Source organism: Advenella mimigardefordensis DPN7 (genome assembly GCF_000521505.1).
In the GTDB taxonomy this organism is placed as follows: Bacteria; Pseudomonadota; Gammaproteobacteria; order Burkholderiales; family Burkholderiaceae_B; genus Advenella; species Advenella mimigardefordensis.
Window position 1 is genome coordinate 3,451,776 of sequence record NZ_CP003915.1, and the last position, 19,430, is coordinate 3,471,205.

19 protein-coding genes are annotated in these 19,430 nt (G+C 52.8%); 14 read left to right on the forward strand and 5 right to left on the reverse strand.

The features are described 5' to 3' along the window. Positions 1-51: 51 nt before the first annotated feature. The 3 genes from arsC to MIM_RS15955 all read right to left on the reverse strand — a co-directional run bounded on the left by arsC (position 52) and on the right by MIM_RS15955 (position 3,033). Entirely contained in the window at positions 52-480 is a 429-nt protein-coding gene (arsC, locus tag MIM_RS15945; protein ID WP_025373757.1) for an arsenate reductase (glutaredoxin), read from the reverse strand. Positions 481-735: 255 nt separating this feature from the next. Then, the gene (locus tag MIM_RS15950) at positions 736-2,013 is read right to left on the reverse strand and encodes a bifunctional O-acetylhomoserine aminocarboxypropyltransferase/cysteine synthase (RefSeq protein ID WP_025373758.1); all 1,278 of its coding nucleotides are present in this window, start codon (positions 2,011-2,013) and stop codon (positions 736-738) included. Positions 2,014-2,181: 168 nt separating this feature from the next. Further along, positions 2,182-3,033, reverse strand: coding sequence for an AraC family transcriptional regulator (locus MIM_RS15955; protein WP_042071607.1), 852 nt, complete (start codon positions 3,031-3,033; stop codon positions 2,182-2,184). A gap of 151 nt (positions 3,034-3,184) precedes the next feature. Here MIM_RS15955 and MIM_RS15960 point away from each other — a divergent pair, with 151 nt between their 5' ends. The 7 genes from MIM_RS15960 to MIM_RS15990 all read left to right on the forward strand — a co-directional run bounded on the left by MIM_RS15960 (position 3,185) and on the right by MIM_RS15990 (position 11,334). After that, a complete protein-coding gene (locus MIM_RS15960; RefSeq protein WP_025373760.1) occupies positions 3,185-4,123 on the forward strand; it encodes a DMT family transporter in 939 nt (312 codons plus the stop codon). 85 nt (positions 4,124-4,208) lie between these two features. Beyond that, positions 4,209-4,820: a LysE family translocator gene (locus MIM_RS15965; RefSeq protein WP_025373761.1), complete on the forward strand. Its 612-nt coding sequence runs from the start codon at positions 4,209-4,211 to the stop codon at positions 4,818-4,820. Between the two features lie 129 nt (positions 4,821-4,949). After that, positions 4,950-6,044 (forward strand): GlxA family transcriptional regulator, encoded by a 1,095-nt coding sequence (locus MIM_RS15970; RefSeq protein WP_025373762.1) that lies wholly within the window; start codon positions 4,950-4,952, stop codon positions 6,042-6,044. A 150-nt stretch (positions 6,045-6,194) separates the two neighbouring features. Then, a complete protein-coding gene (locus MIM_RS15975; RefSeq protein WP_025373763.1) occupies positions 6,195-7,442 on the forward strand; it encodes a sarcosine oxidase subunit beta family protein in 1,248 nt (415 codons plus the stop codon). Positions 7,443-7,452: 10 nt separating this feature from the next. Continuing rightward, on the forward strand, positions 7,453-7,731 hold the full coding sequence (locus MIM_RS15980; RefSeq protein ID WP_025373764.1) for a sarcosine oxidase subunit delta: 279 nt from the start codon (positions 7,453-7,455) through the stop codon (positions 7,729-7,731). Continuing rightward, positions 7,728-10,730, forward strand: coding sequence for a sarcosine oxidase subunit alpha family protein (locus MIM_RS15985; RefSeq protein WP_025373765.1), 3,003 nt, complete (start codon positions 7,728-7,730; stop codon positions 10,728-10,730). Before MIM_RS15980 ends, MIM_RS15985 begins: the two co-directional genes overlap by 4 nt. Then, positions 10,720-11,334 carry a sarcosine oxidase subunit gamma gene (locus MIM_RS15990; RefSeq protein ID WP_025373766.1) on the forward strand — a complete coding sequence of 205 codons (615 nt, stop codon included), beginning with the start codon at positions 10,720-10,722 and terminating at the stop codon, positions 11,332-11,334. The genes MIM_RS15985 and MIM_RS15990 overlap by 11 nt, the downstream gene beginning before the upstream one ends. 71 nt (positions 11,335-11,405) lie before the next feature. On the opposite strand, the gene MIM_RS15995 is transcribed toward MIM_RS15990, so the two are convergent. Further along, the gene (locus MIM_RS15995) at positions 11,406-12,299 is read right to left on the reverse strand and encodes a LysR substrate-binding domain-containing protein (RefSeq protein ID WP_025373767.1); all 894 of its coding nucleotides are present in this window, start codon (positions 12,297-12,299) and stop codon (positions 11,406-11,408) included. A gap of 215 nt (positions 12,300-12,514) precedes the next feature. Here MIM_RS15995 and MIM_RS16000 point away from each other — a divergent pair, with 215 nt between their 5' ends. From MIM_RS16000 to MIM_RS16025, 6 genes are read left to right on the forward strand one after another with little or no spacing between them, the layout of a single operon-like run. After that, positions 12,515-13,366: a transporter substrate-binding domain-containing protein gene (locus MIM_RS16000; protein WP_025373768.1), complete on the forward strand. Its 852-nt coding sequence runs from the start codon at positions 12,515-12,517 to the stop codon at positions 13,364-13,366. A 15-nt stretch (positions 13,367-13,381) separates the two neighbouring features. Next, a complete protein-coding gene (locus tag MIM_RS16005) occupies positions 13,382-14,044 on the forward strand; it encodes an amino acid ABC transporter permease (protein WP_025373769.1) in 663 nt (220 codons plus the stop codon). Positions 14,045-14,047: 3 nt separating this feature from the next. Then, positions 14,048-14,731, forward strand: coding sequence for an amino acid ABC transporter permease (locus MIM_RS16010; RefSeq protein ID WP_025373770.1), 684 nt, complete (start codon positions 14,048-14,050; stop codon positions 14,729-14,731). 28 nt (positions 14,732-14,759) lie between these two features. Further along, complete coding sequence (argH, locus tag MIM_RS16015; RefSeq protein WP_025373771.1) at positions 14,760-16,274, forward strand: argininosuccinate lyase; 1,515 nt, start codon at positions 14,760-14,762, stop codon at positions 16,272-16,274. Beyond that, the gene (locus MIM_RS16020; protein WP_281177996.1) at positions 16,271-17,020 is read left to right on the forward strand and encodes an amino acid ABC transporter ATP-binding protein; all 750 of its coding nucleotides are present in this window, start codon (positions 16,271-16,273) and stop codon (positions 17,018-17,020) included. Before argH ends, MIM_RS16020 begins: the two co-directional genes overlap by 4 nt. A gap of 28 nt (positions 17,021-17,048) precedes the next feature. Continuing rightward, positions 17,049-17,780, forward strand: coding sequence for an amino acid ABC transporter ATP-binding protein (locus MIM_RS16025; RefSeq protein ID WP_042070433.1), 732 nt, complete (start codon positions 17,049-17,051; stop codon positions 17,778-17,780). A gap of 84 nt (positions 17,781-17,864) precedes the next feature. Here the strand turns inward: MIM_RS16025 and MIM_RS16030 are convergent, their stop codons facing one another. After that, positions 17,865-18,578 carry a GntR family transcriptional regulator gene (locus MIM_RS16030; RefSeq protein WP_025373774.1) on the reverse strand — a complete coding sequence of 238 codons (714 nt, stop codon included), beginning with the start codon at positions 18,576-18,578 and terminating at the stop codon, positions 17,865-17,867. A gap of 149 nt (positions 18,579-18,727) precedes the next feature. On the opposite strand from MIM_RS16030, the gene MIM_RS16035 reads away from it, so the two are divergent. After that, positions 18,728-19,429, forward strand: coding sequence for an alpha/beta fold hydrolase (locus MIM_RS16035; protein WP_025373775.1), 702 nt, complete (start codon positions 18,728-18,730; stop codon positions 19,427-19,429). Position 19,430 lies beyond the last annotated feature (1 nt).

Genomic DNA, 19,430 nt, shown 5'->3' on the forward strand with positions numbered 1-19,430 from the left:
GCTGATTCAATATCAAATACGACGAAACGGCGGGGGTATTGCTGTAAACGTTCAGGCCTGCGTGACTTTCTGACCCAATGCGTCGATCAGCGGCGTGCCGTCGGCGCGATTGACGGCGCCTTTTTGCGGCAAAGGTAAAATATCCAGTACCAGCTCTGCCGGGCGGCACAGGCGCGCGCCTTTTGGCGTGACCACGAAGGGACGATTAATCAAAATCGGGTATTCAATCATGGCATCAAGCAGCCGCTCATCGCTCACAGCCGGATCATCCAGTCCGAGTTCTTTGAACAGCGTTTCTTTCTCGCGCACGGCTTCACGTACACTGATACCCGCCTTCTCTATAACCGCCACCAGCTCCTCGCGGGAAGGCGGATTGTGCAGGTACTCGATCACATTGGGTTCAACACCCGTATTGCGGATAAGCGCCAGCGTCGTGCGTGAAGTCCCGCAGCGGGTATTGTGATAAATGGTGATATCCATAAGAAGGTTCCTGATCCAAGAGTGGTTCAATCATAGCATTTAGCGAAGCGAATGCGTGTAACCATTGGCAGTGGTAGCCGGATCGTGGCGATAGCACGCTGCCCGGCCGCTCTACCCCGCTCTACCCGCAAGGCGCGGGCGCATAATGCCATATGCAATAACGGGCGCTCGTCAATCACGCCCAGTGAAGTGCCTGTTAAAAGCTGCCTGCTGAGGGGGCCGCAAAATGGGCTCCCTCAATCCCAAAGCAGGCACTCAGCCTTTGCTGTGCTGCAATGCCTGATCCAGATCAGCCAGAATGTCATCGATATGCTCGATGCCCACAGACAGCCGAACCATATCCTGGCTCACGCCGGCTTTCTCCAGCTCCTCATCGTTCAACTGGCGATGGGTCGTTGTTGCCGGATGGCATGCCAGGGATTTGGCATCACCAATATTCACCAGACGGGTAATGAGTTGCAGCGCGTCAATAAAGCGCGCACCGGCCTCGGCACCACCTTTCACACCAAAACACAGAATGGCGGATGGTTTGCCACCCATATATTGAAGCGCCAGCGCGTGTTCCGGATGATCGGGCAAGCCGGCGTATTTCACCCAGCTCACCTGCTCGTGTTGCTGCAGAAACTGCGCCACCTTCAGCGCATTTTCACAATGGCGCTCGACACGCAATGCCAGCGTTTCAATCCCCTGCAGAATCTGAAAGGCGGCCAGCGGCGCCAGTGCAGCGCCGGTATTGCGCAGCGGGCCCACGCGGCATCGGCCAATAAAGGCAGCTTCGGCAAAGGCTTCGGTATAGACCACGCCATGATAGGCCGGATCGGGCTCATTCAATACCGCAAAACGTTCTTTATGCTCTGCCCAGGGGAACTGACCGGAATCGACGATGGCCCCGGCAATCGTTGTGCCATGGCCACCCATATATTTGGTGAGTGAATGCACCACTATATCGGCGCCGTGTTCAAACGGACGGCACAGCGCCGGCGTGGCCACGGTGTTATCAACAATCAGCGGTACTCCGTGCCGGTGTGCTGCGTCTGCCAATGCACGCAGATCAATCAGGTTACCTGCCGGGTTGCCGATGGATTCGCAGAACACTGCCTTGGTCTTGTCATCAATCAACGCTTCAAGCGCCGCAATATCATCGTGAGGTGCCATGCGCACCTCAATTGCCTGGCGTGGAAAGGCATGGGCAAACAGATTATAGGTACCACCATATAGTTTACTGACCGAGACGATATTGTCACCCGACTGAGTAATAGTCTGAATGGCATAGGTAATGGCCGCCATTCCCGACGCAACCGCCAGCGCCGCGATACCACCCTCCAGGGCGGCCACACGCTCTTCCAAGACTGCATTGGTCGGATTCATGATTCGTGTGTAGATATTGCCGGCCACTTTCAGGTCAAACAGATCGGCACCGTGCTGCGTATTATCAAACGCATACGAGGAGGTCTGATAAATAGGAACAGCGACTGCCTTGGTGGTGGGTTCCGGCGAATAACCTGCATGGATGGCCAGTGTCTCAAGCTTCATTTCGTCTCCTTTCTGGAATTAAATCCCGAAGTACATTTCCAGTACTGTGAATAGCACAATAAATAACCAATCCCGCTTTATACCCGACATCACAGGTTCTGTCAGCCTACCAGTTGATCTTTGCTTATGCATTTCAGATATGTAGCACTAATGAATTCGATCCATATGTTATAAGCGGCCGGCCTGACCTGCTGCTACCCTGGCGCCCTGTGTGCGCCGTCCCTTGCGGTATTCGTCGGGCGTGGTACCCATCAGACGCCGGAACATGCTGATAAATGCTGACGCACTGCTGTAGCCCAGATCCAGACCGATCGCTTCCACGGTTTCACCCCGATCAAGCCGCGCCAGCGATGCCAGTACCTTCAGCCGCTGACGCCATTCAACAAAAGACATGCCCAGGTCCCGCTGGCAGCGGCGCATCAATGTTCTTTCTGTCGTATGGCTAACCGCAGCAAACTCGGCAATCGTACGCGTATCGCCCGGATTGGCCTGAAGCGCCAGCAACACAGGCTTCAGTAACGGATCGTCTGAGGTTGGCAGGTAAGTTCCGGCACAATCGGCCAGTTCCAGTTGATCGACCAGAACCTGCAGCAGGCGTTGCTCCTGCTGCGTCGCAACAATGGCCGGCGGTTTCCTGCCAAGCTCATCAAGCAGCGCACGCATGAACGGACTCACCGTCAATGCACAGGTCACGCCGGGCAGAGCCTGGCACAGCGCTGCTTCTACGTATAGGGAGCAGTGAATGCCAGCCAGGCGATTGAACGCAATATGCTCGGTTCGGGGCGGCAGCCAAAGACCGTATTGGGGTGGGGCAAGATAATGCTCGTGCGCCAGCTCAATCTCCATAATGCCGCTGAAGGAGTAAACAAACTCGCCCCAGTGGTGAAAGTGACGCGGATAAACCGTATCTGCCTGGACGCTCACCGCCCGAAAAACAATGGGTGCAGGCAATGTTGTCGTCTCAAATGGCGGCCGACGCAAATGCGTCGCAGTATCGGGTGAAAAACCGGATTTTTTCATTGCTGTGATGACCTGGAAAGCAGGCAAACGTACCCGCATACCAAAATTGACTTAATACCGATATCGATTGTCATATTTACACTATATGCCGGTAATCCGTCAATGGGATAATTGAATTTTGCTATAGACTTATCTCGAACAGGAACAAAAAATGGAACACCGCAGGACAATCGATCGCAAGGCCACCGGGCTGATGCTGCTTACTTGCGCGATTTGGGGACTGCAACAGGTCGTACTCAAGGGCGCGGCACCGGACGTCGCACCGGTTTTTCAGATTGCCCTGCGCTCCGGGATTTCTGCCATCATGGTGTATGTCCTCATTTACGCGCGTGGTGATCGGATTGTGCTCTCTGACGGGACCTGGAAGCCCGGGATAGCGGCAGGGCTGCTTTTTGCCCTGGAATTTCTGCTGGTTGCCGAAGGGTTGCACCACACCACGGCGTCTCATATGGTTATTTTCCTGTACACCGCGCCGGTATTCGCCGCTCTCGGCCTTTACTGGAAGGTGCCAGACGAACGGCTGAACAGGGTGCAGTGGCTGGGCATTGCCATCGCTTTTGCCGGGATTGTGGTCACCTTTACCGGTCGCAGCGAAGCGGCAGCGGCTGGCGGCACCAATCCGCTGCTGGGCGATTTACTTGGTCTGTGTGCAGCCATGGCCTGGGGCGCAACCACAGTCGTCATACGCACCACCCGCCTTAACAGTTGCCCAAGTACCCACACCCTCCTGTATCAGTTGATTGGCGGTTTCGTCGTTCTGATCGTCGCAGCCATCCTCATGGACCAGACTTATTTCAACCCCACGCCACGTGCTTTTGCGGCCATGACATTTCAGATACTGGTTGTCTCTTTTGGCAGCCTGCTCTTGTGGTTCTGGCTGCTGCGCCAGTATCTGGCATCAAGGCTTGGTGTTCTGTCCTTCATGACCCCGCTTTTCGGTATTGCATTTGGCGTTTGGTTGCTGAACGAACCGCTGGAGCCCAATTTCGTCGCCGGCGCCCTGATGGTACTGCTTGGCATATTGCTGGTCAGTGGCTACGAGTGGATACAGCAAATCGTGGCGCGCCGTCGCAAGTTGTCGCATTTATAAGTTGTTTGTCCGGTGCAGACTGGTATAAGCTAGGCGGGCAATCATATCCTTGCCTGCCAGCAGGGCCTTTTACCGGAGACACAATATGAGTTTGGAGTTTTTGCTAACGTCCCTGATCGTGGTCATCTCGCCGGGCACGGGTGCCATTATCACGATTGCAGCCGGACTGTCACGGGGGTATCGCGCCGCCATCGTGTCTGCTTTCGGCTGCACCCTGGGTGTGTTGCCGCATATGTTCGCTGCCATTACGGGTCTGGCTGCATTATTGCACACCAGTGCCCTTGCTTTTGAAATAGTCCGTTACGCAGGTGTTGCCTATCTGCTGTACATGGCCTTGACTACGTTACGCGAGCACGGCGCACTGAAAATTGAAACCGGCACCCCGCCCCGCTCCAATATGGACGTCATCCGTTCGGCGATCACAGTCAATCTGCTCAATCCCAAACTGTCCATTTTTTTCTTCGCCTTCTTACCGCAATTTGTCGGCAACCCGGCCGGCAGCCCGCTTCCCATCATGCTTGAGCTATCGGCTGTTTTCATGGCAATGACATTTGTCGTATTCACTGCTTATGGCGTCTTTGCCGCCAACGTTCGTCGGCACGTCATTTCCCGACCTTCTGTCATGAACTGGTTGCGTCGCAGCTTTGCTGCAGCCTTTGTTGCCCTGAGTGCCAAACTGGCCTTAACCGACAGATAGAAATCCAGACAACTCCGACGTGAAGGTATGCCGGGTGCAGACAGATTGGCTCCCTGGCGCCGGTTTCCGCGGCATGGATCGGGTTCGGCCAATTACCGGTATTTCGTGCCGTACTTGGCTAGAATACACATGTCACGGAACCGCATCATTATGTACCCGCCATCGAAGGACACCGCCCCCATTCGCTTCGGCTTTCTGCTACTGCCGCATTTTACGCTGACCGCGTTCTCCGGTCTGCTGGATATACTGCGTCTGGCCGGAGACGAAGGCGACTACAGCCAGCCCGTTCGCTGTACCTGGCATGTGATTGACGAGACATTGGCACCGGTAAGTTCATCCAGCGCCATCCAGGTCGTGCCCTCGGAAAAACTGGGCGATCCGTCGCGTTTTGATTACCTGGTGGTAGTGGGTGGATTGCTGCATACCGGCCTTCCCCTCAGCGCTGCGCAGAAACGGTTTATACAGCAGGCGGCAGACAGCAATGTCAATCTGGTTGGGGTGTGTACCGGCGTCTTCGCACTTATGCAAGCCGGTGTCATGCAGGATCACCGCATCTGCGTCAGCTGGTTCCATTACTGGGATTTCATCGAACAATTCCCGCATGCCGATCCGAACCTGATTGTGGCAGACCGGCTTTATGTGTGTGATCGGCGCCGCATTACCTGCTCGGGCGGACGTGCCTCCATCGATGTGGCCGCGGACATTCTAAAGCGGCATATGGACGATGCGATCGTACAAAAAGCCCTGCGAATCCTGCAGGTAGATCATTCCCATTCCCATACTGCGCCGCAGCCACTGCCACCCGGCATCGCTCCGGACACCCCGCCCGTGGTACGCCGAGCCATGCTGTTAATGGAACAGCATATGGGCCAGGCACTCACGCTGGACATGCTCGCAGGCAAACTGAATATTTCCGTGCGACAGCTGGAACGCCTTTTCAAGCAATCATCGGGGATGAGCCCACAGGCCTATTCCAGAGGCGTGCGCCTGCGTATGGCCGCCTGGATGCTGACGCATTCCACCAAAACCATTGCTGCTATCGCCAGTGCTTGCGGTTTTGCCGATGCATCCCATATGGGCAGGGAGTTTCGCGGCACCTTTGACATGTCCCCTGGCCAGTGGCGCAGCCGGGCACAACTACCGGCAGCATTACTGGCGACGCAAACTTCGGATCCGATTGACTATGTCAGCGAAGTATTCCCTGGTCGCCAGGATTTTCACTAAGCAACCCCCGAATTTAACGTCCTCTTCATCATGTCGTAATTATTCCATTCAATAGACGAAAAAGTTCTATCTGAGACGCGTCTGATTTGCTCTACTTGCAATCACTAAGCCTGCTTCAGCATGGCGAAACAGGATTGCGACGAGGACATCATGCGTAACCGCTATTCAATTTTCAGCCTGATCCGCAATGGGCTAAGCCATAACGAAAAATGGGGACAAGCCTGGCACAGCCCGGAACCCAAAAACGAATATGACGTGGTGATTGTTGGCGCGGGTGGTCATGGCCTGGCCACCGCCTATTATCTGGCCAAAGTCCATGGCATTCATAATATTGCAGTTGTGGAAAAAGGCTGGCTGGGTGGCGGCAACACCGCCCGCAACACCACCATTGTGCGGTCCAACTACCTGTGGGACGAATCGGCCCGGCTCTATGAAAAAGCGATGAAGCTGTGGGAAGGCCTGTCCCGTGAACTGAACTACAACGTTATGTTCAGCCAGCGTGGGGTGATGAATCTGGCGCATACCCTGCAGGAAGTACGGGACACCCAGCGACGTATCAATGCCAATCTGTACAACGGCGTTGATGGTCAATGGCTGGACCGTGAGCAGGTCCGGCAACTGGAACCGCTGATCAATCTGGACAGTCGCTACCCGGTGCTCGGCGCTTCGTTCCAGCCTCGTGGCGGTGTGGCGCGACACGATGCCGTCGCCTGGGGTTTTGCCCGCGCGGCCGATCAACTGGGCGTGGATATTATTCAAAACTGTCCAGTGACCAACATACACAAAAAGGATGGTGTCGTCCTGGGAGTCGAAACCGGCAAGGGCTTTATCAAGGCCCGCAAAGTAGCAGTGGTCGCGGCTGGCCATTCAAGCGTGCTTGCCGACATGGCCGGCATTCGCCTGCCTCTGGAAAGCCATCCATTGCAGGCGCTTGTGTCCGAACCGGTCAAGCCCGCCATCAACACCGTGATCATGTCTAACGCAGTCCATGCCTATATCAGCCAGTCCGATAAAGGCGATCTGGTCATTGGCGCCGGCATAGATCAGTACACAGGCTATGGCCAGCGCGGCAGCTTTCAGAGTATTGAACAGACCTTGCAGGCCATTGTGGAGATGTTCCCCAGCCTGAGTCGTGTCCGCATGAACCGGCAATGGGGTGGGATCGTCGATATCAGTCCCGATGCCTGCCCCATCATCTCTAAAACGCCGATTAAAGGACTCTATTTCAATTGTGGCTGGGGTACCGGCGGTTTCAAGGCCACCCCGGGTTCGGGCTGGGTCTTTGCCCACACTATTGCCAACGACGAGCCGCACCCGCTGAATGCGCCTTTCTCCATTGACCGCTTCTATACCGGCCATCTGATTGACGAACACGGCGCCGCTGCCGTTGCACACTAGGATCATAATCATGCTTGTCATCCGATGCCCATGGTGCGGTGAGCGCGCCGAAAGCGAGTTCAATTTCGGAGGCCAGGCCGGTATTGTACGCCCGGCCAACCCCGAACAACTTTCTGATGAACAATGGGGCGACTACCTGTTCATGCGCGATAACGTATTAGGCGTCCACCGCGAACAATGGGTACATACCCATGGCTGTCGGCGCTGGTTTATCGCTGAACGCGATACGCGGAATTATCAATTCAAATCGGTTGAAAAAATCGGCGCCTCGCGCAAGGAGCGCACATGACTCAATCCCATCGTCTGGCCAACGGTGGCCGCATAGATAGAAGCAAACCATTGCGCTTCCAGTTTAACGGCAAAGCGTATGTGGGGTATCAGGGCGATACGCTGGCCTCCGCCCTGCTTGCCAACGGCATACATTTTGTGGCTCGCAGTTTCAAGTATCACCGCCCCCGCGGCATAATGACTGCCGGTGTAGAGGAACCCAATGCCATTGTCCAGCTGGAAGACGGTGCATATACCGTTCCCAATGCTCGTGCAACCGAGGTCGATCTCTACGATGGCCTAACCGCCAGCAGCGTTAATGCCCGGCCCGACATCGAACATGACCGGTTTGCATTCATGCAATATCTGTCACGCTTTATTCCCGCAGGCTTTTACTACAAAACGTTTATGTGGCCGCGCCGCTGGTGGGGAAAATATGAAGAACACATCCGCAATGCGGCTGGTCTGGGTACCGTACCTACAGAGCGCGATCCCGATCGCTATGAAAAAACCTATGCCCACTGCGATGTGCTGATTGTCGGCGCAGGGCCTGCCGGGCTTGCTGCTGCACACAGCGCCGCAAAATCAGGCGCACGGGTCATCCTGGTGGACAATCAATCAGAACCGGGTGGCAGCCTGCTGCACACAGAAACAACCATCAACGGTTCACCTGCAGCGCAATGGCTCGCTCAGATCACCGGTGAACTGGCCGGCATGCCGGAAGTTCAGGTATTGTCGCGCGCAACCGCTTTCGGTTATCAGGACAACAACCTGGTGACCGTGAGTGAACGGCTGACAGATCATCTGCCGCTGCAGCAACGCAAGGGTGTGCGCGAACGCCTGTGGAAAATCCGCGCGGCACACGCCATTCTGGCCACAGGGGCGCATGAACGCCCGATCGCTTTCGGCAACAATGACCTGCCAGGCATTTTGCTGGCGTCAGCCATCAGCACCTATATCTGCCGGTTTGGCGTGTTGCCTGGTCGACAGGCCGTCGTCTTTACCAATAATGACAGCGCCTATCAGACAGCGCTGGATCTGCACCGCCACGGCGCCCAGGTAACGGTCATTGATGCTCGCGCTACCAACGAGGCAAACGTGCCACCATCGTTCAACGAAGCAGCTATACCAATCCTGTGGCAGACCGTCGTGAGCCACGCCAATGGCAAGCGTCATATCAACAGTGTGACTGCGCGCCCCCTGAGCAGCTCTGGCAACAATGATATAAGCACACGCACACTGGCCTGCGATCTATTGGCGGTATCCGGTGGATGGAACCCAGTGGTGCACCTGTACGCCCAATCCGGCGGCAAGCCGAGCTGGAACGACGGTGACGCCTGTTTCGTACCGAACAATAAGATATCCGGACAAACATCCATTGGCGCCTGCAATGCTCAATTTGATCTGGCCGCTACACTGGAGAGTGGCGTACAGGCTGGGCGTGAGGCAGCAGCCGCGTTGGGATGGAGCGCAGCTCACGACATCTCGTGGCACACTGAATCTACGCCAGCAGAACGCATTTGCCCCTTGTGGTCAACAGCTACAGGCAAGGATATTGCCCGGGGACCCAAACAGTTTATAGACTTTCAGAATGACGTCTCTGTCGCAGATATTTACCTGGCCGTGCGCGAAGGCTATCGCAGCGTCGAACATGTCAAACGTTATACAGCCATGGGGTTTGGCACCGATCAGGGCAAACTGGGTAACATCAACGGCATGGCCGTGCTGGCCGAAGCATTGGGTCAACGCATACCGGAAACGGGCACGACCACGTTTCGTCCCAATTACACACCCGTCACTTTCGGCGCCATTGCCGGACGAGAACAGGGAGACTATTTCGACCCCATCCGCAAAAGCTGCCTGCACGAATGGCATGTTGCACGCGGCGCCGTTTTTGAAGATGTGGGAAACTGGAAACGGGCGCGCTACTATCCGCAAGGCAACGAAACCATGGAAGCGGCGGTTGCACGCGAATGCCTGGCCGTGCGCAACAGTGTCGGCCTGCTGGATTACAGCACACTGGGCAAAATTGATGTACGCGGTCCCGATGCAGTCACATTCTTGAATCGAATCTACACCAATGCCTGGACCAAGCTGGAACCCGGACGCTGCCGCTATGGCCTGATGCTCGATGAAAACGGCATGATCCTGGACGACGGTGTCAATCTCCGGCTGGCAGACAATCATTTCCTGATTTCCACCACCACCAGCGGCGCCGCTAAAGTGATGAGCTGGATGGAACGATGGTTGCAAACCGAATGGCCGGAACTGCAAGTGTATCTCACCTCGCTGACCGACCAATACGCTACCGCGACGGTTGCGGGCCCCAATGCCCGCACCGTTCTGCGGCAGGTTTGTCAGGACATAGACTTTGACAATCAGGCCTTCCCGTTTATGAGTTTCCGAAACGGCACCATCGATGAAATAAACGTACGCATTTTGCGTGTCAGCTTCTCCGGTGAACTTTCCTATGAAGTCTATATGCCTGCCAATTACGGTCGTCATATATGGGAAATGCTGATGCATGCCGGGGAGCCGTTTGGCATTGCGCCATATGGCACCGAAGCCATGCACGTGTTGCGGGCTGAAAAAGGTTTTATTATTGTCGGTCAGGATACCGACGGCTCTGCCACACCAGTAGATATGGGCATGGAGGGCATGCTGGCCAAATCCAAAGACTTTTTGGGTAAGCGCTCGCTATCGCGCAGCGACACAGCCGGCCCCAATCGCAAACAATTTGTCGGGCTGCGTTCCGCAGATAATCAAACTGTATTACCCGAAGGCGCAGCTATTCTGGATGCACCTTCAGCACCCGGCGAGGTACCTCTGCAGGGTCACGTAACCTCAAGCTATCTGAGCCCCACCCTGAAACAGCCTATTGCACTTGCCATGATCAAAAATGGTCTGTCGCGTATGGACCAAACAGTCTCTGTTGCCTTGCCCAATGGCACTTTTGCACAGGCACATATCTGCAGCCCGGTTTTCTATGATGCCCAGGGAGCACGCCAACATGTTGAATGATTCCAGACAACAAACGCCATTGGCCGGCCTGACTGGCGGCACCCGTGTTTTTGAGCTCGGTTCGCCCAGCCTGGTAGCACTGACTGAAGTACCATTTACAGAACTGGTAAATCTGCGTGGCGACCCTGAAAATGCGGATTTGACCCGTGCCGTACGAAACACAATCGGCATCACCCTCACGACCGAGCCCAACACCACTACCGAAAATGACCACTATTGTGCCATGTGGCTGTCTCCGGACGAATGGATGATCCGCCGCAAAGGGTCAGGCGTCGGCGATCTGGCGAGGCATCTGGAGATGGCCTTGCAAGGCATTTTCTGCGCCGTCACCGACCAGAGTAGCGCCTATAGCGTACTGCAGCTAAGCGGCCCCAAAGCCCGTAGTGTGCTATCCAAAGGATGCCCGCTGGACTTGCACCCCCGCGTTTTTGGCGCTGGCCAATGTGCGCAAAGCCATTATTACAAAACATCCGTCTTGCTGCGGGGTTTGGATAATGGCGCTGGCGATCGCTGGGAAATCATTGTGCGACGAAGCTTTGCCGACTATGCAGTGCGTATGCTGGTGGATGGGATGTGGGAGTATACGGAGGGGCGCAACCGCTAATCAAACCTTGTCAGGCACCACAATTGAATAAAAGATACCGTACCACGCGCAATGCCAGCGCGCTGACCAGACTATTTATGCCTCTGTAACTCTTCACGCAAGATACTATGCATTTCAAGAGCCAGCGTGCTGGTCACATGTATCGTTGAAGATAGTATGAAATAGGAGAAGGCTACTTGAGGTTCCAGCGGCTTAACTACGATGCCCATATGCTTGCAATTTTTTGCCACTAAGGGATTCACAATGCTTATACCCATCCCAAGGCCGACCATATTGCATATCGCCACTGCATAACGACACTCATAATACATCGTTCGATAGTCCTCTTCGTAAGAGCCGAACAGTGCGTCAATATTGCGTCTGGTTCCATCCCCTGAATGCAGAGAAATAAAGGACTCTCCACGAAAATCCTTTATTTTGACGGCTCGGTTCACTCGCGCCAGCGCATGATCTTTATATACGACACATACTCCCTGCAGCGTATCGATTCTCTCTGAGTTCATGCCCGGCATCTCATCAACGTAGGCTGAAATACCCACATCACAATAACTGGAAGCAACCCACTGGGCCACTGTCCCAGAATCCCCGACATATAGCGACACCCGCGTTTTGGGAAATTTCTGGGCAAATACTTTCAGCACATTCGGCATAATCGTCAGGGCTATTGAAGGAACGGCAGCAATACGCAAATGACCAGTCCCCTGCTTGCGTATATTATTTGCTGATGCCTTGATATCCTGCAGACCAACAAATGCACGCTCAACGTCACGGAAAAAAGCTCGTGCTTCTGGCGTTGGTGCCAGGCGACCGGCAATCCGCGTAAACAATGCGAATCCCGTGTGCCGTTCCAGTTGCGCTATCAATCGACTGATGTTGGGTTGCGACGTATGAAGCTCACGCGCAGCCGCTGTCATGGACCCGGTTAGAATAATAGCTCTGAAGGCTTCAACCTGTTTGAATTGCATCTCTTTGTCCTAGCGTTGACCACTTTCGAATTGGCAATATGCAGCAAAACACATTTCATTTGGAACTTTCACGGTATATCATTTTCGTATAGATTATATCGATATTGTGATTTGATTTATATTCTGGTCACATCTATAGTCCATTCAAGGCCACGAAATAATTCAGCCATCGGCCCCCAAAAGTAGCAAAAACAAATTACTTTTAGGAGAAAAGAATGAACCCTGGTTTCAACAGAAAAATCGGCATTGTGATCAGTGCAACCATCTGCACGATTATCACTTCCAACACCCCTGCTCTGGCAAAAGATCAGTTGCCGACCGTTCCTTCATACATCGCAGAAAAATCGAAACTGAATGTGGGTGTCCGTTGCGATCAGCCACCATATGGGTTCCAGGACTCTAAGGGGGACTATGCCGGTGTTGAGACTGACATGGCACGACAACTGGCACAGTGGATCTATGGCGACAGCGAAAAAATACAATTTTCATGCGTTACAGCAGAAAACCGTATACCCCAGCTGGCCGGAAAGCGCGTTGACCTGTTGATTGCAACGCTCGGCGTCACGCCTGAGCGGGCCAGGGTGATTGACTTTAGCGTCCCATATCGTTGGGGTGCCAGCGGCGTGCTCACGCGCGCGGACAGTCCAGTGATGAAAATATCTGAACTTACCGGCAAGACGGTGGCTGTACCGAAAGGATCCGTCCAAGCTAAATGGTTTGAAGATAACATGCCACAGGTCAAAACTCTGCGACTGAATACGGCAGCAGACTCATTGCAGGCATTGAAGCAAAATCGTGCCGATGCCTACGCCCACGATGCCGCGACACTCGTCGTCATTGCAGCCAACGACAAAGGCCTGCGAGTGGTTGACGACCCATATCAGCTATCAGACGCAGCCATAGGACTGCGAAAGAATGAACCTGAATGGAAATCCTATTTAGATGCAGCCGTCGAGCGCATGCGCAGTGAAAAGCTATTTAGTGAGTGGGTAAATAAATGGGTTCCGGAACAAATCCAGCCTTATTACGTTGACGTCTTTCAATCTCCACGTCCTGATCGCAAGTAATCATAGGACAAGACAATGACTTTCGATTGGGTATATCTATCGACTCAGTGGCCGGCACTGATTGACGGCCTTTGGCTGACGATCAAAGTAAGTCTGCTGGGTATTTTTTTCTCGACGATTATTGGTATCGTAGGTGCAGGAATCCGGCAATTGAAATTAAGGCCATTGGTACCGATAGTGGTCTGTTATGTAGAGATCATTCGGAACACGCCCATTCTGGTTCAGCTTTTCTTTATCTTCTACGGCCTTCCTTCCGTCGGGCTAAGTCTGTCGCTATTCTGGTCCGGCGTACTGTGCCTCTCCTTATGGGCGGGCGCCTATCAGATCGAAAATATACGCGGGGGTCTGATTACAGTTGAACAAGGCATGCAGGAAGCGGCTAGCGCGCTCAATATCCGCCCATATGGGTATTTAAGACTGATCGCGATCCCAATCGCATTCAGAAGCTGCCTGCCATCCATGTTAAATACATCCATTTCGCTGCTCAAAAACTCCTCTTACCTTCAGGCTATCGGATTTGCTGAATTAACGTTCGTTGCTGTAGACCGAATTGCAACAGACTTCAGAGCCATTGAAATGTTCGCTGCGATTGGTGCAATGTATCTGACATTGGTAGTGGTGATCAGTATTGTCGCACGACAGCTGGAACATCACTTGCAACGGCCTTTCCGGAGGTAATACATGAACGCATTACTGGAAAATTATGTATTCGTTCTGAAGGGTCTTCAACTGACCATAACGCTAGCGTTAACGACGCTGTTTTTTGCCACGATTATTTCAGGCATTCTGGGAGTCCTCTTCACGCTGAAAAATCGGCTTATCCGTCTACCCATTTATTTGTATATGGAGTTCTTCAGAGCGATCCCTCTGGTGGTGAATATATTCTGCATCTACTTTGTTTTACCACTGTTTGACCTTCAACTTAGTCCATTCTGGGCTGTGACAATCGGCCTTACCCTGTGGGGAAGCGCAAACGGAATTGAAATTGTACGAGGCGGCATCTTATCAATTGACTCACATCAATGGAAAAGTGCATGGGCACTGGGTTTGAGCACCTACGAAACATATCGGTACATTATCGTTCCTCAAGCATTAAAAGCGATTATTCCGCCATTCACCGGGCTGCTTACCCTGCTGATACAGGCAACATCCCTGGGAGCATTGGTCGGTGTGAGTGAATTTTTAAAGGTAAGTCAAATCATCGTTGAACGCAGCACCATCATGGGGGGCACAACACCTGCATTTAATGTCTACGCTTGTGTTCTGCTGGTCTACTTTGTGATTTGCTCTCTGTTGACATGGCTCAGCCGCTATTTGGAGCGTCGATTAAACAGTCCGGTCAGAATCCGGACTGATCAAGTGTAACTACAAATCTGTTTAAAAGGTATCAATTATGGATCAAGCAACACAACACGAGTCAAAAGTCAGTCGCAGACTCACCGAAGAAACAGCGCCGGAAGTATGTGATTTAATTTATCTGCCCCGACTGGCCAGTTTCAGTGCCGCGTTCCCATATCTCACCGAGGTTAACGAAGCCCATCTTCTGATGCTGCATAGCAGAAAGCTGGTTTCTGACACGATCGCTCAAAAGCTCGCGTCAGCCATCCTGCAAATGGACAGGGACGGACCAGAGCAGGTCAAGCTGGACCCACAGAGGGAAGACGCTTATTTCAACTATGAAGCTCATTTGATATCATTGACCGAACCCGACGTAGGCGGACGGCTACACACTGCCAGAAGTCGCAACGATATTCTGGCGACAATTGATCGTCTGGTAGCTCGTGACCAGGTCATCACACTCCTCGATACCCTGGCGATATTGCGCCAAACTGTGCTGGAGCAAGCTGCTAAATACGTTGAGACAGTAATGCCAGGGTATACACATCTGCAACCGGCTCAGCCGATGACGTATGGTTTTTATCTGGCCGGCATCGCACAGGCGCTTGAGCGTGACAGCAACAGATTAGTTCAGGCTTACGAGCATATCAATCTTTCGCCGCTGGGAGCAGGTGCCTTTGCCGGAACTCCATTTGAAATTGATCGTAAAGAAACCGCCAGGCTTCTCGGGTTTCCTGGCGTCATCGACAATACGCTTGATGCCGTCGCTTCACGAGACTTTATATTTGAAATCATGGCGGCCCTCACGTTGCTTGCCACCACATGGAGCAGAATCGCCCAGGACTACTTCGTCTGGAGTACCGATGAGTTTGGCCTGATCCACTTTTCCGATTCCGTGGCGGGCACATCGAGCATCATGCCGCAGAAAAAAAACCCGGTCGTATTGGAGTACCTGAAAGGTCGTGCAGGTAAGGTGCTGGGATTGTTTACCGGTGCAATGGCCTCACTCAAGGGAACGAATTTTTCTCATACGGGCGATGCAAACCGTGAAAGTATCGCGGGCTTTGCAGAAATGATTCAGGAATGCCAGTACGGGCTGGAACTACTCAATCTGGTTATTCATAATGCTGCACCACGTGAACAAGACATGCTCAATCGTGCACGTCGGAATTTTTGCTCCGCGACAGATCTGGCCGATGCCCTGGTATCAAAGGCCGATATGTCATTTCGGCAAGCACACCATGTTGTCGGCGCTGTAGTACGCGAAGCAATGGATGCTCACCACAATGCAGATGAAATCACGGCGGAAATGGTCAATCGCGCCGCGCATATGCAAACAGGAACAAGCACAATGTTGAGCATCGATACGGTTCTGACCAGCCTTGATCCACTACTCAGCGTTAAGAAACGGGAACGAGGCGGCCCCGCCCCTGCTTCGGTCAACAACACCATTGAACATGGACGGGAGATCTTGACTCGCGACCAGAAACAGAATGCATCGAGAAAAACCATGCTGTCAGAATCAAGGATGCAGCGACGTAAACAGACAACAGAACTGGCCAACTTATGAAAAATGATCACCCTGTTTTGCTCTGCGTTCGTGACATGAGCATGCGTTACGGCAAGACACAAGTGCTGAACCAGATAGACTTGGATATACACAAAGGTGAAGTTGTCGTTGTTATTGGCCCCAGCGGATCAGGCAAGAGTACTTTAGTCCGCTGCCTGAACGGCCTCGAAAACCCGTTCGAGGGCACCATCCAATTGAACGGGGCCCCGTACGACGCCAGAAACCATGAGCAATGGTCACAGTTACGGAATCAGATTGGCATGGTGTTCCAGGACTATAGCCTTTTTCCGCACCTTAATGTGTTGAAAAACATGACCCTGGCGCCCGTTTTACGAGAAAAGTATACGGAGGACGAAGCTGAACGTATTGCACTGGAGTTACTGGAGCGTGTACAACTGAGGCATAAAGCATCGTCTATGCCGGCCCAATTGTCGGGTGGGCAACAACAACGTGTCGCCATTGTACGAGCCTTGGCAATGTGCCCTGAAATAATGCTGTTTGACGAACCAACCTCTGCACTCGATCCGGAGATCGTCGGTGAAGTGCTTGCCGTCATGAAAGAACTGGTCAGCCAGGGAATGACGATGATCGTGGTAACTCACGAAATGAGTTTTGCCAGGGAAGTGGCCGATAAAGTCGTCTTTATGGATAAAGGAGAAATTCTGGAAGCTGCCAGTCCTGAACGACTATTTGACTACCCACAGCATGAACGGGTGAAAAATTTTCTCGGAAAAATCCTGCATTAGCAATGGATGCCCTTCTGGAGCCAATTAAATGAACGATATCATCAAAATTTCAGCACTCAACAAATGGTATGAACAGTTTCATGCACTAAAAAATATTTCAATGACGATAAAAAAGGGAGAACGACAGGTAATTTGTGGCCCCTCCGGTTCAGGAAAATCCACGCTGATACGTTGTATTAACGGACTGGAGCCATTTCAAAACGGCAACTTGCAGGTCAAAGGCATTGCATTGGACGACACGGAGTCACTTTATCGAATACGACAATACGTAGGGATGGTATTTCAGCATTTCAATTTGTTCCCACACCTCTCTGCATTGGAAAACTGTACCCTGGCGCAAACATGGGTCAACAAGATCGATAAGGAGACGGCGCAGGTCACGGCTCGCAAGTATCTTGAGCGCGTCGGATTGATCGACAAACAAAACGAATACCCAAGCCGGCTGTCCGGCGGACAAAAGCAACGCGTGGCGATTGCACGCGCCCTATGCATGAATCCCGCAATCATTCTTTTTGACGAACCCACTTCCGCACTTGACCCTGAAATGGTCAAAGAGGTCCTCGACACCATGGTAAATTTGGCCGAGACTGGGATCACGATGATTTGCGTCACGCACGAAATGGGGTTTGCACGAGAAGTAGCGACTAAAATCAACTTCATGAATCAGGGCGAAATAATAGTAAGCGCCGAACCGACGGCATTCTTCAACAACAGTCATCATCCGCGCCTTCAGGCTTTTTTGCACAGCACATTGCAGTAAATAATAAAACGTCGGTCATACAAGTCGACATGCATACACATGCTGATTCACAGTACAAATCACCAACGAAACCCGATCGTGAATCTACATAAAATCCGATACGCTTTCCTTGGTATAAAACTCGATGTAATCCAGGAGTTTATCTGATGCCTCGGCCGCTTTTTCCGCGTCCTGCTGGCTGATGGCTTCGGCGACATTGGCATGCAACAGGGCCATGGTTTCCAGATCGTTTGATTTTTTGAAATAGAAATACCAGAATCGGCGCGACAGCCCATGCATGAGGCGCATGGCGCCTTCTGCAAATTCATTCCTTGCGGCCTTCAGGGTCAGTTCGTTGAGCATTCTGTCGGCTTTCAGAAACTGACTCACATCGGCCGTTCGGGCCGACTCCCTGAATTGCTCATGCAATTGCACAAAGGCAAGCCGCTCTTGTTCCGTGCAGCGCCTGGCCGACATGCGGCAGACAAGGCGCTCAACTTCCCGGCGCACTTCAAGCAGTTTTAACTGTTTGCGAATATTGATCTCGGGAATAAACAAGCCGCGCTGCGGCAGAACAATAATCAGATGCTCGCGCGCCAAGCGCTGCACGGCCTCCCTTACCGGGGTACGGCCAATTTCCGTCAGATCGCACAACTGCTGTTCCGAGACCGAACATCCCGGCTCCAGAACGAGCATGGTGATGGCCTGCTCAAGCTTTTGATAGGCGATGTCAGTCAGTTTGACTTTGGGTTGCAGCGAAACAGGTTCCGAAACAAGGTCTTGATTATTCTGTAAATTCGATACGTTATTTGAGGCCATGGTGTCACGAATAGGTTGACCGGTGAAATTCGCTTTTCTTCCGGCTATTGTGAAAAATCACATACGTGAGTATTATACAACTAATATATTTGTTGCTCATATCATTTCAATCGACTTGCTTTTTCTGTTCATTCATCAATTAGAACACTATGGATACATTGATTCACGGCTGCGGCCCCATCAACATAATTGCCATTCACGGCATACAGGGGACCAACCGCGTGTGGCTGCCGCTGGCAAGCCAACTGGCGGATCAATGCACTTTTATTGTGCCCAACCTGCCAGGCCGAGGCGCCCGGAAAGATTGCTCTGAACGGGATATGACCCTTGAATCATTTACAAATGTGATTGAAGACACGGTACACAAGTATATCAATGATGGCCAGTCATATTGCCTTGCTGGCTGGAGCATGGGCGTTAGCGTTGCCCTTGCCTTTGTCAGCCAGGCGCAGAACAAGCAACCCGACAAACTGATGCTGTTATCCGGTGTGCCGGATATCAGTCAGGTTTCCTGGTTTACACAAACAACCGAGTCAGACCTGCTTGATGAAATCCGCAAACGTGAACAACGCCTGAAACTGCAGGACGCGGCCAGCCACCATGCCGTTATGTGGACCTGGCGAGACATTGCCTCGCGTTCATTGCGCGAACAGTGCAAGTCGGTGGATGTTCCGTGTCTGATCATGAGCGGCACACAGGATAAGGATTCGCCCTTACCGCTGGTTACCCAGTTTTGCGACCTGCTGGCGAAGCCGACTTTTCTAACGATAGAAAATGCGGGCCATTCGATTCTGACTGAGAACACCGCCGCTGTCTCAGCCGCATTTACCGACTTTCTCAATCTGGAGTAAT

What these genes read in the sequence shown, in the direction of transcription:
- arsC (WP_025373757.1), bottom strand. Translation starts at nt 480, where the DNA reads ATGGATATCACCATTTATCACAATACCCGCTGCGGGACTTCACGCACG.
- MIM_RS15950 (WP_025373758.1), bottom strand. Translation starts at nt 2,013, where the DNA reads ATGAAGCTTGAGACACTGGCCATCCATGCAGGTTATTCGCCGGAACCC.
- MIM_RS15955 (WP_042071607.1), bottom strand. Translation starts at nt 3,033, where the DNA reads ATGAAAAAATCCGGTTTTTCACCCGATACTGCGACGCATTTGCGTCGG.
- MIM_RS15960 (WP_025373760.1), top strand. Translation starts at nt 3,185, where the DNA reads ATGGAACACCGCAGGACAATCGATCGCAAGGCCACCGGGCTGATGCTG.
- MIM_RS15965 (WP_025373761.1), top strand. Translation starts at nt 4,209, where the DNA reads ATGAGTTTGGAGTTTTTGCTAACGTCCCTGATCGTGGTCATCTCGCCG.
- MIM_RS15970 (WP_025373762.1), top strand. Translation starts at nt 4,950, where the DNA reads ATGTCACGGAACCGCATCATTATGTACCCGCCATCGAAGGACACCGCC.
- MIM_RS15975 (WP_025373763.1), top strand. Translation starts at nt 6,195, where the DNA reads ATGCGTAACCGCTATTCAATTTTCAGCCTGATCCGCAATGGGCTAAGC.
- MIM_RS15980 (WP_025373764.1), top strand. Translation starts at nt 7,453, where the DNA reads ATGCTTGTCATCCGATGCCCATGGTGCGGTGAGCGCGCCGAAAGCGAG.
- MIM_RS15985 (WP_025373765.1), top strand. Translation starts at nt 7,728, where the DNA reads ATGACTCAATCCCATCGTCTGGCCAACGGTGGCCGCATAGATAGAAGC.
- MIM_RS15990 (WP_025373766.1), top strand. Translation starts at nt 10,720, where the DNA reads ATGTTGAATGATTCCAGACAACAAACGCCATTGGCCGGCCTGACTGGC.
- MIM_RS15995 (WP_025373767.1), bottom strand. Translation starts at nt 12,299, where the DNA reads ATGCAATTCAAACAGGTTGAAGCCTTCAGAGCTATTATTCTAACCGGG.
- MIM_RS16000 (WP_025373768.1), top strand. Translation starts at nt 12,515, where the DNA reads ATGAACCCTGGTTTCAACAGAAAAATCGGCATTGTGATCAGTGCAACC.
- MIM_RS16005 (WP_025373769.1), top strand. Translation starts at nt 13,382, where the DNA reads ATGACTTTCGATTGGGTATATCTATCGACTCAGTGGCCGGCACTGATT.
- MIM_RS16010 (WP_025373770.1), top strand. Translation starts at nt 14,048, where the DNA reads ATGAACGCATTACTGGAAAATTATGTATTCGTTCTGAAGGGTCTTCAA.
- argH (WP_025373771.1), top strand. Translation starts at nt 14,760, where the DNA reads ATGGATCAAGCAACACAACACGAGTCAAAAGTCAGTCGCAGACTCACC.
- MIM_RS16020 (WP_281177996.1), top strand. Translation starts at nt 16,271, where the DNA reads ATGAAAAATGATCACCCTGTTTTGCTCTGCGTTCGTGACATGAGCATG.
- MIM_RS16025 (WP_042070433.1), top strand. Translation starts at nt 17,049, where the DNA reads ATGAACGATATCATCAAAATTTCAGCACTCAACAAATGGTATGAACAG.
- MIM_RS16030 (WP_025373774.1), bottom strand. Translation starts at nt 18,578, where the DNA reads ATGGCCTCAAATAACGTATCGAATTTACAGAATAATCAAGACCTTGTT.
- MIM_RS16035 (WP_025373775.1), top strand. Translation starts at nt 18,728, where the DNA reads ATGGATACATTGATTCACGGCTGCGGCCCCATCAACATAATTGCCATT.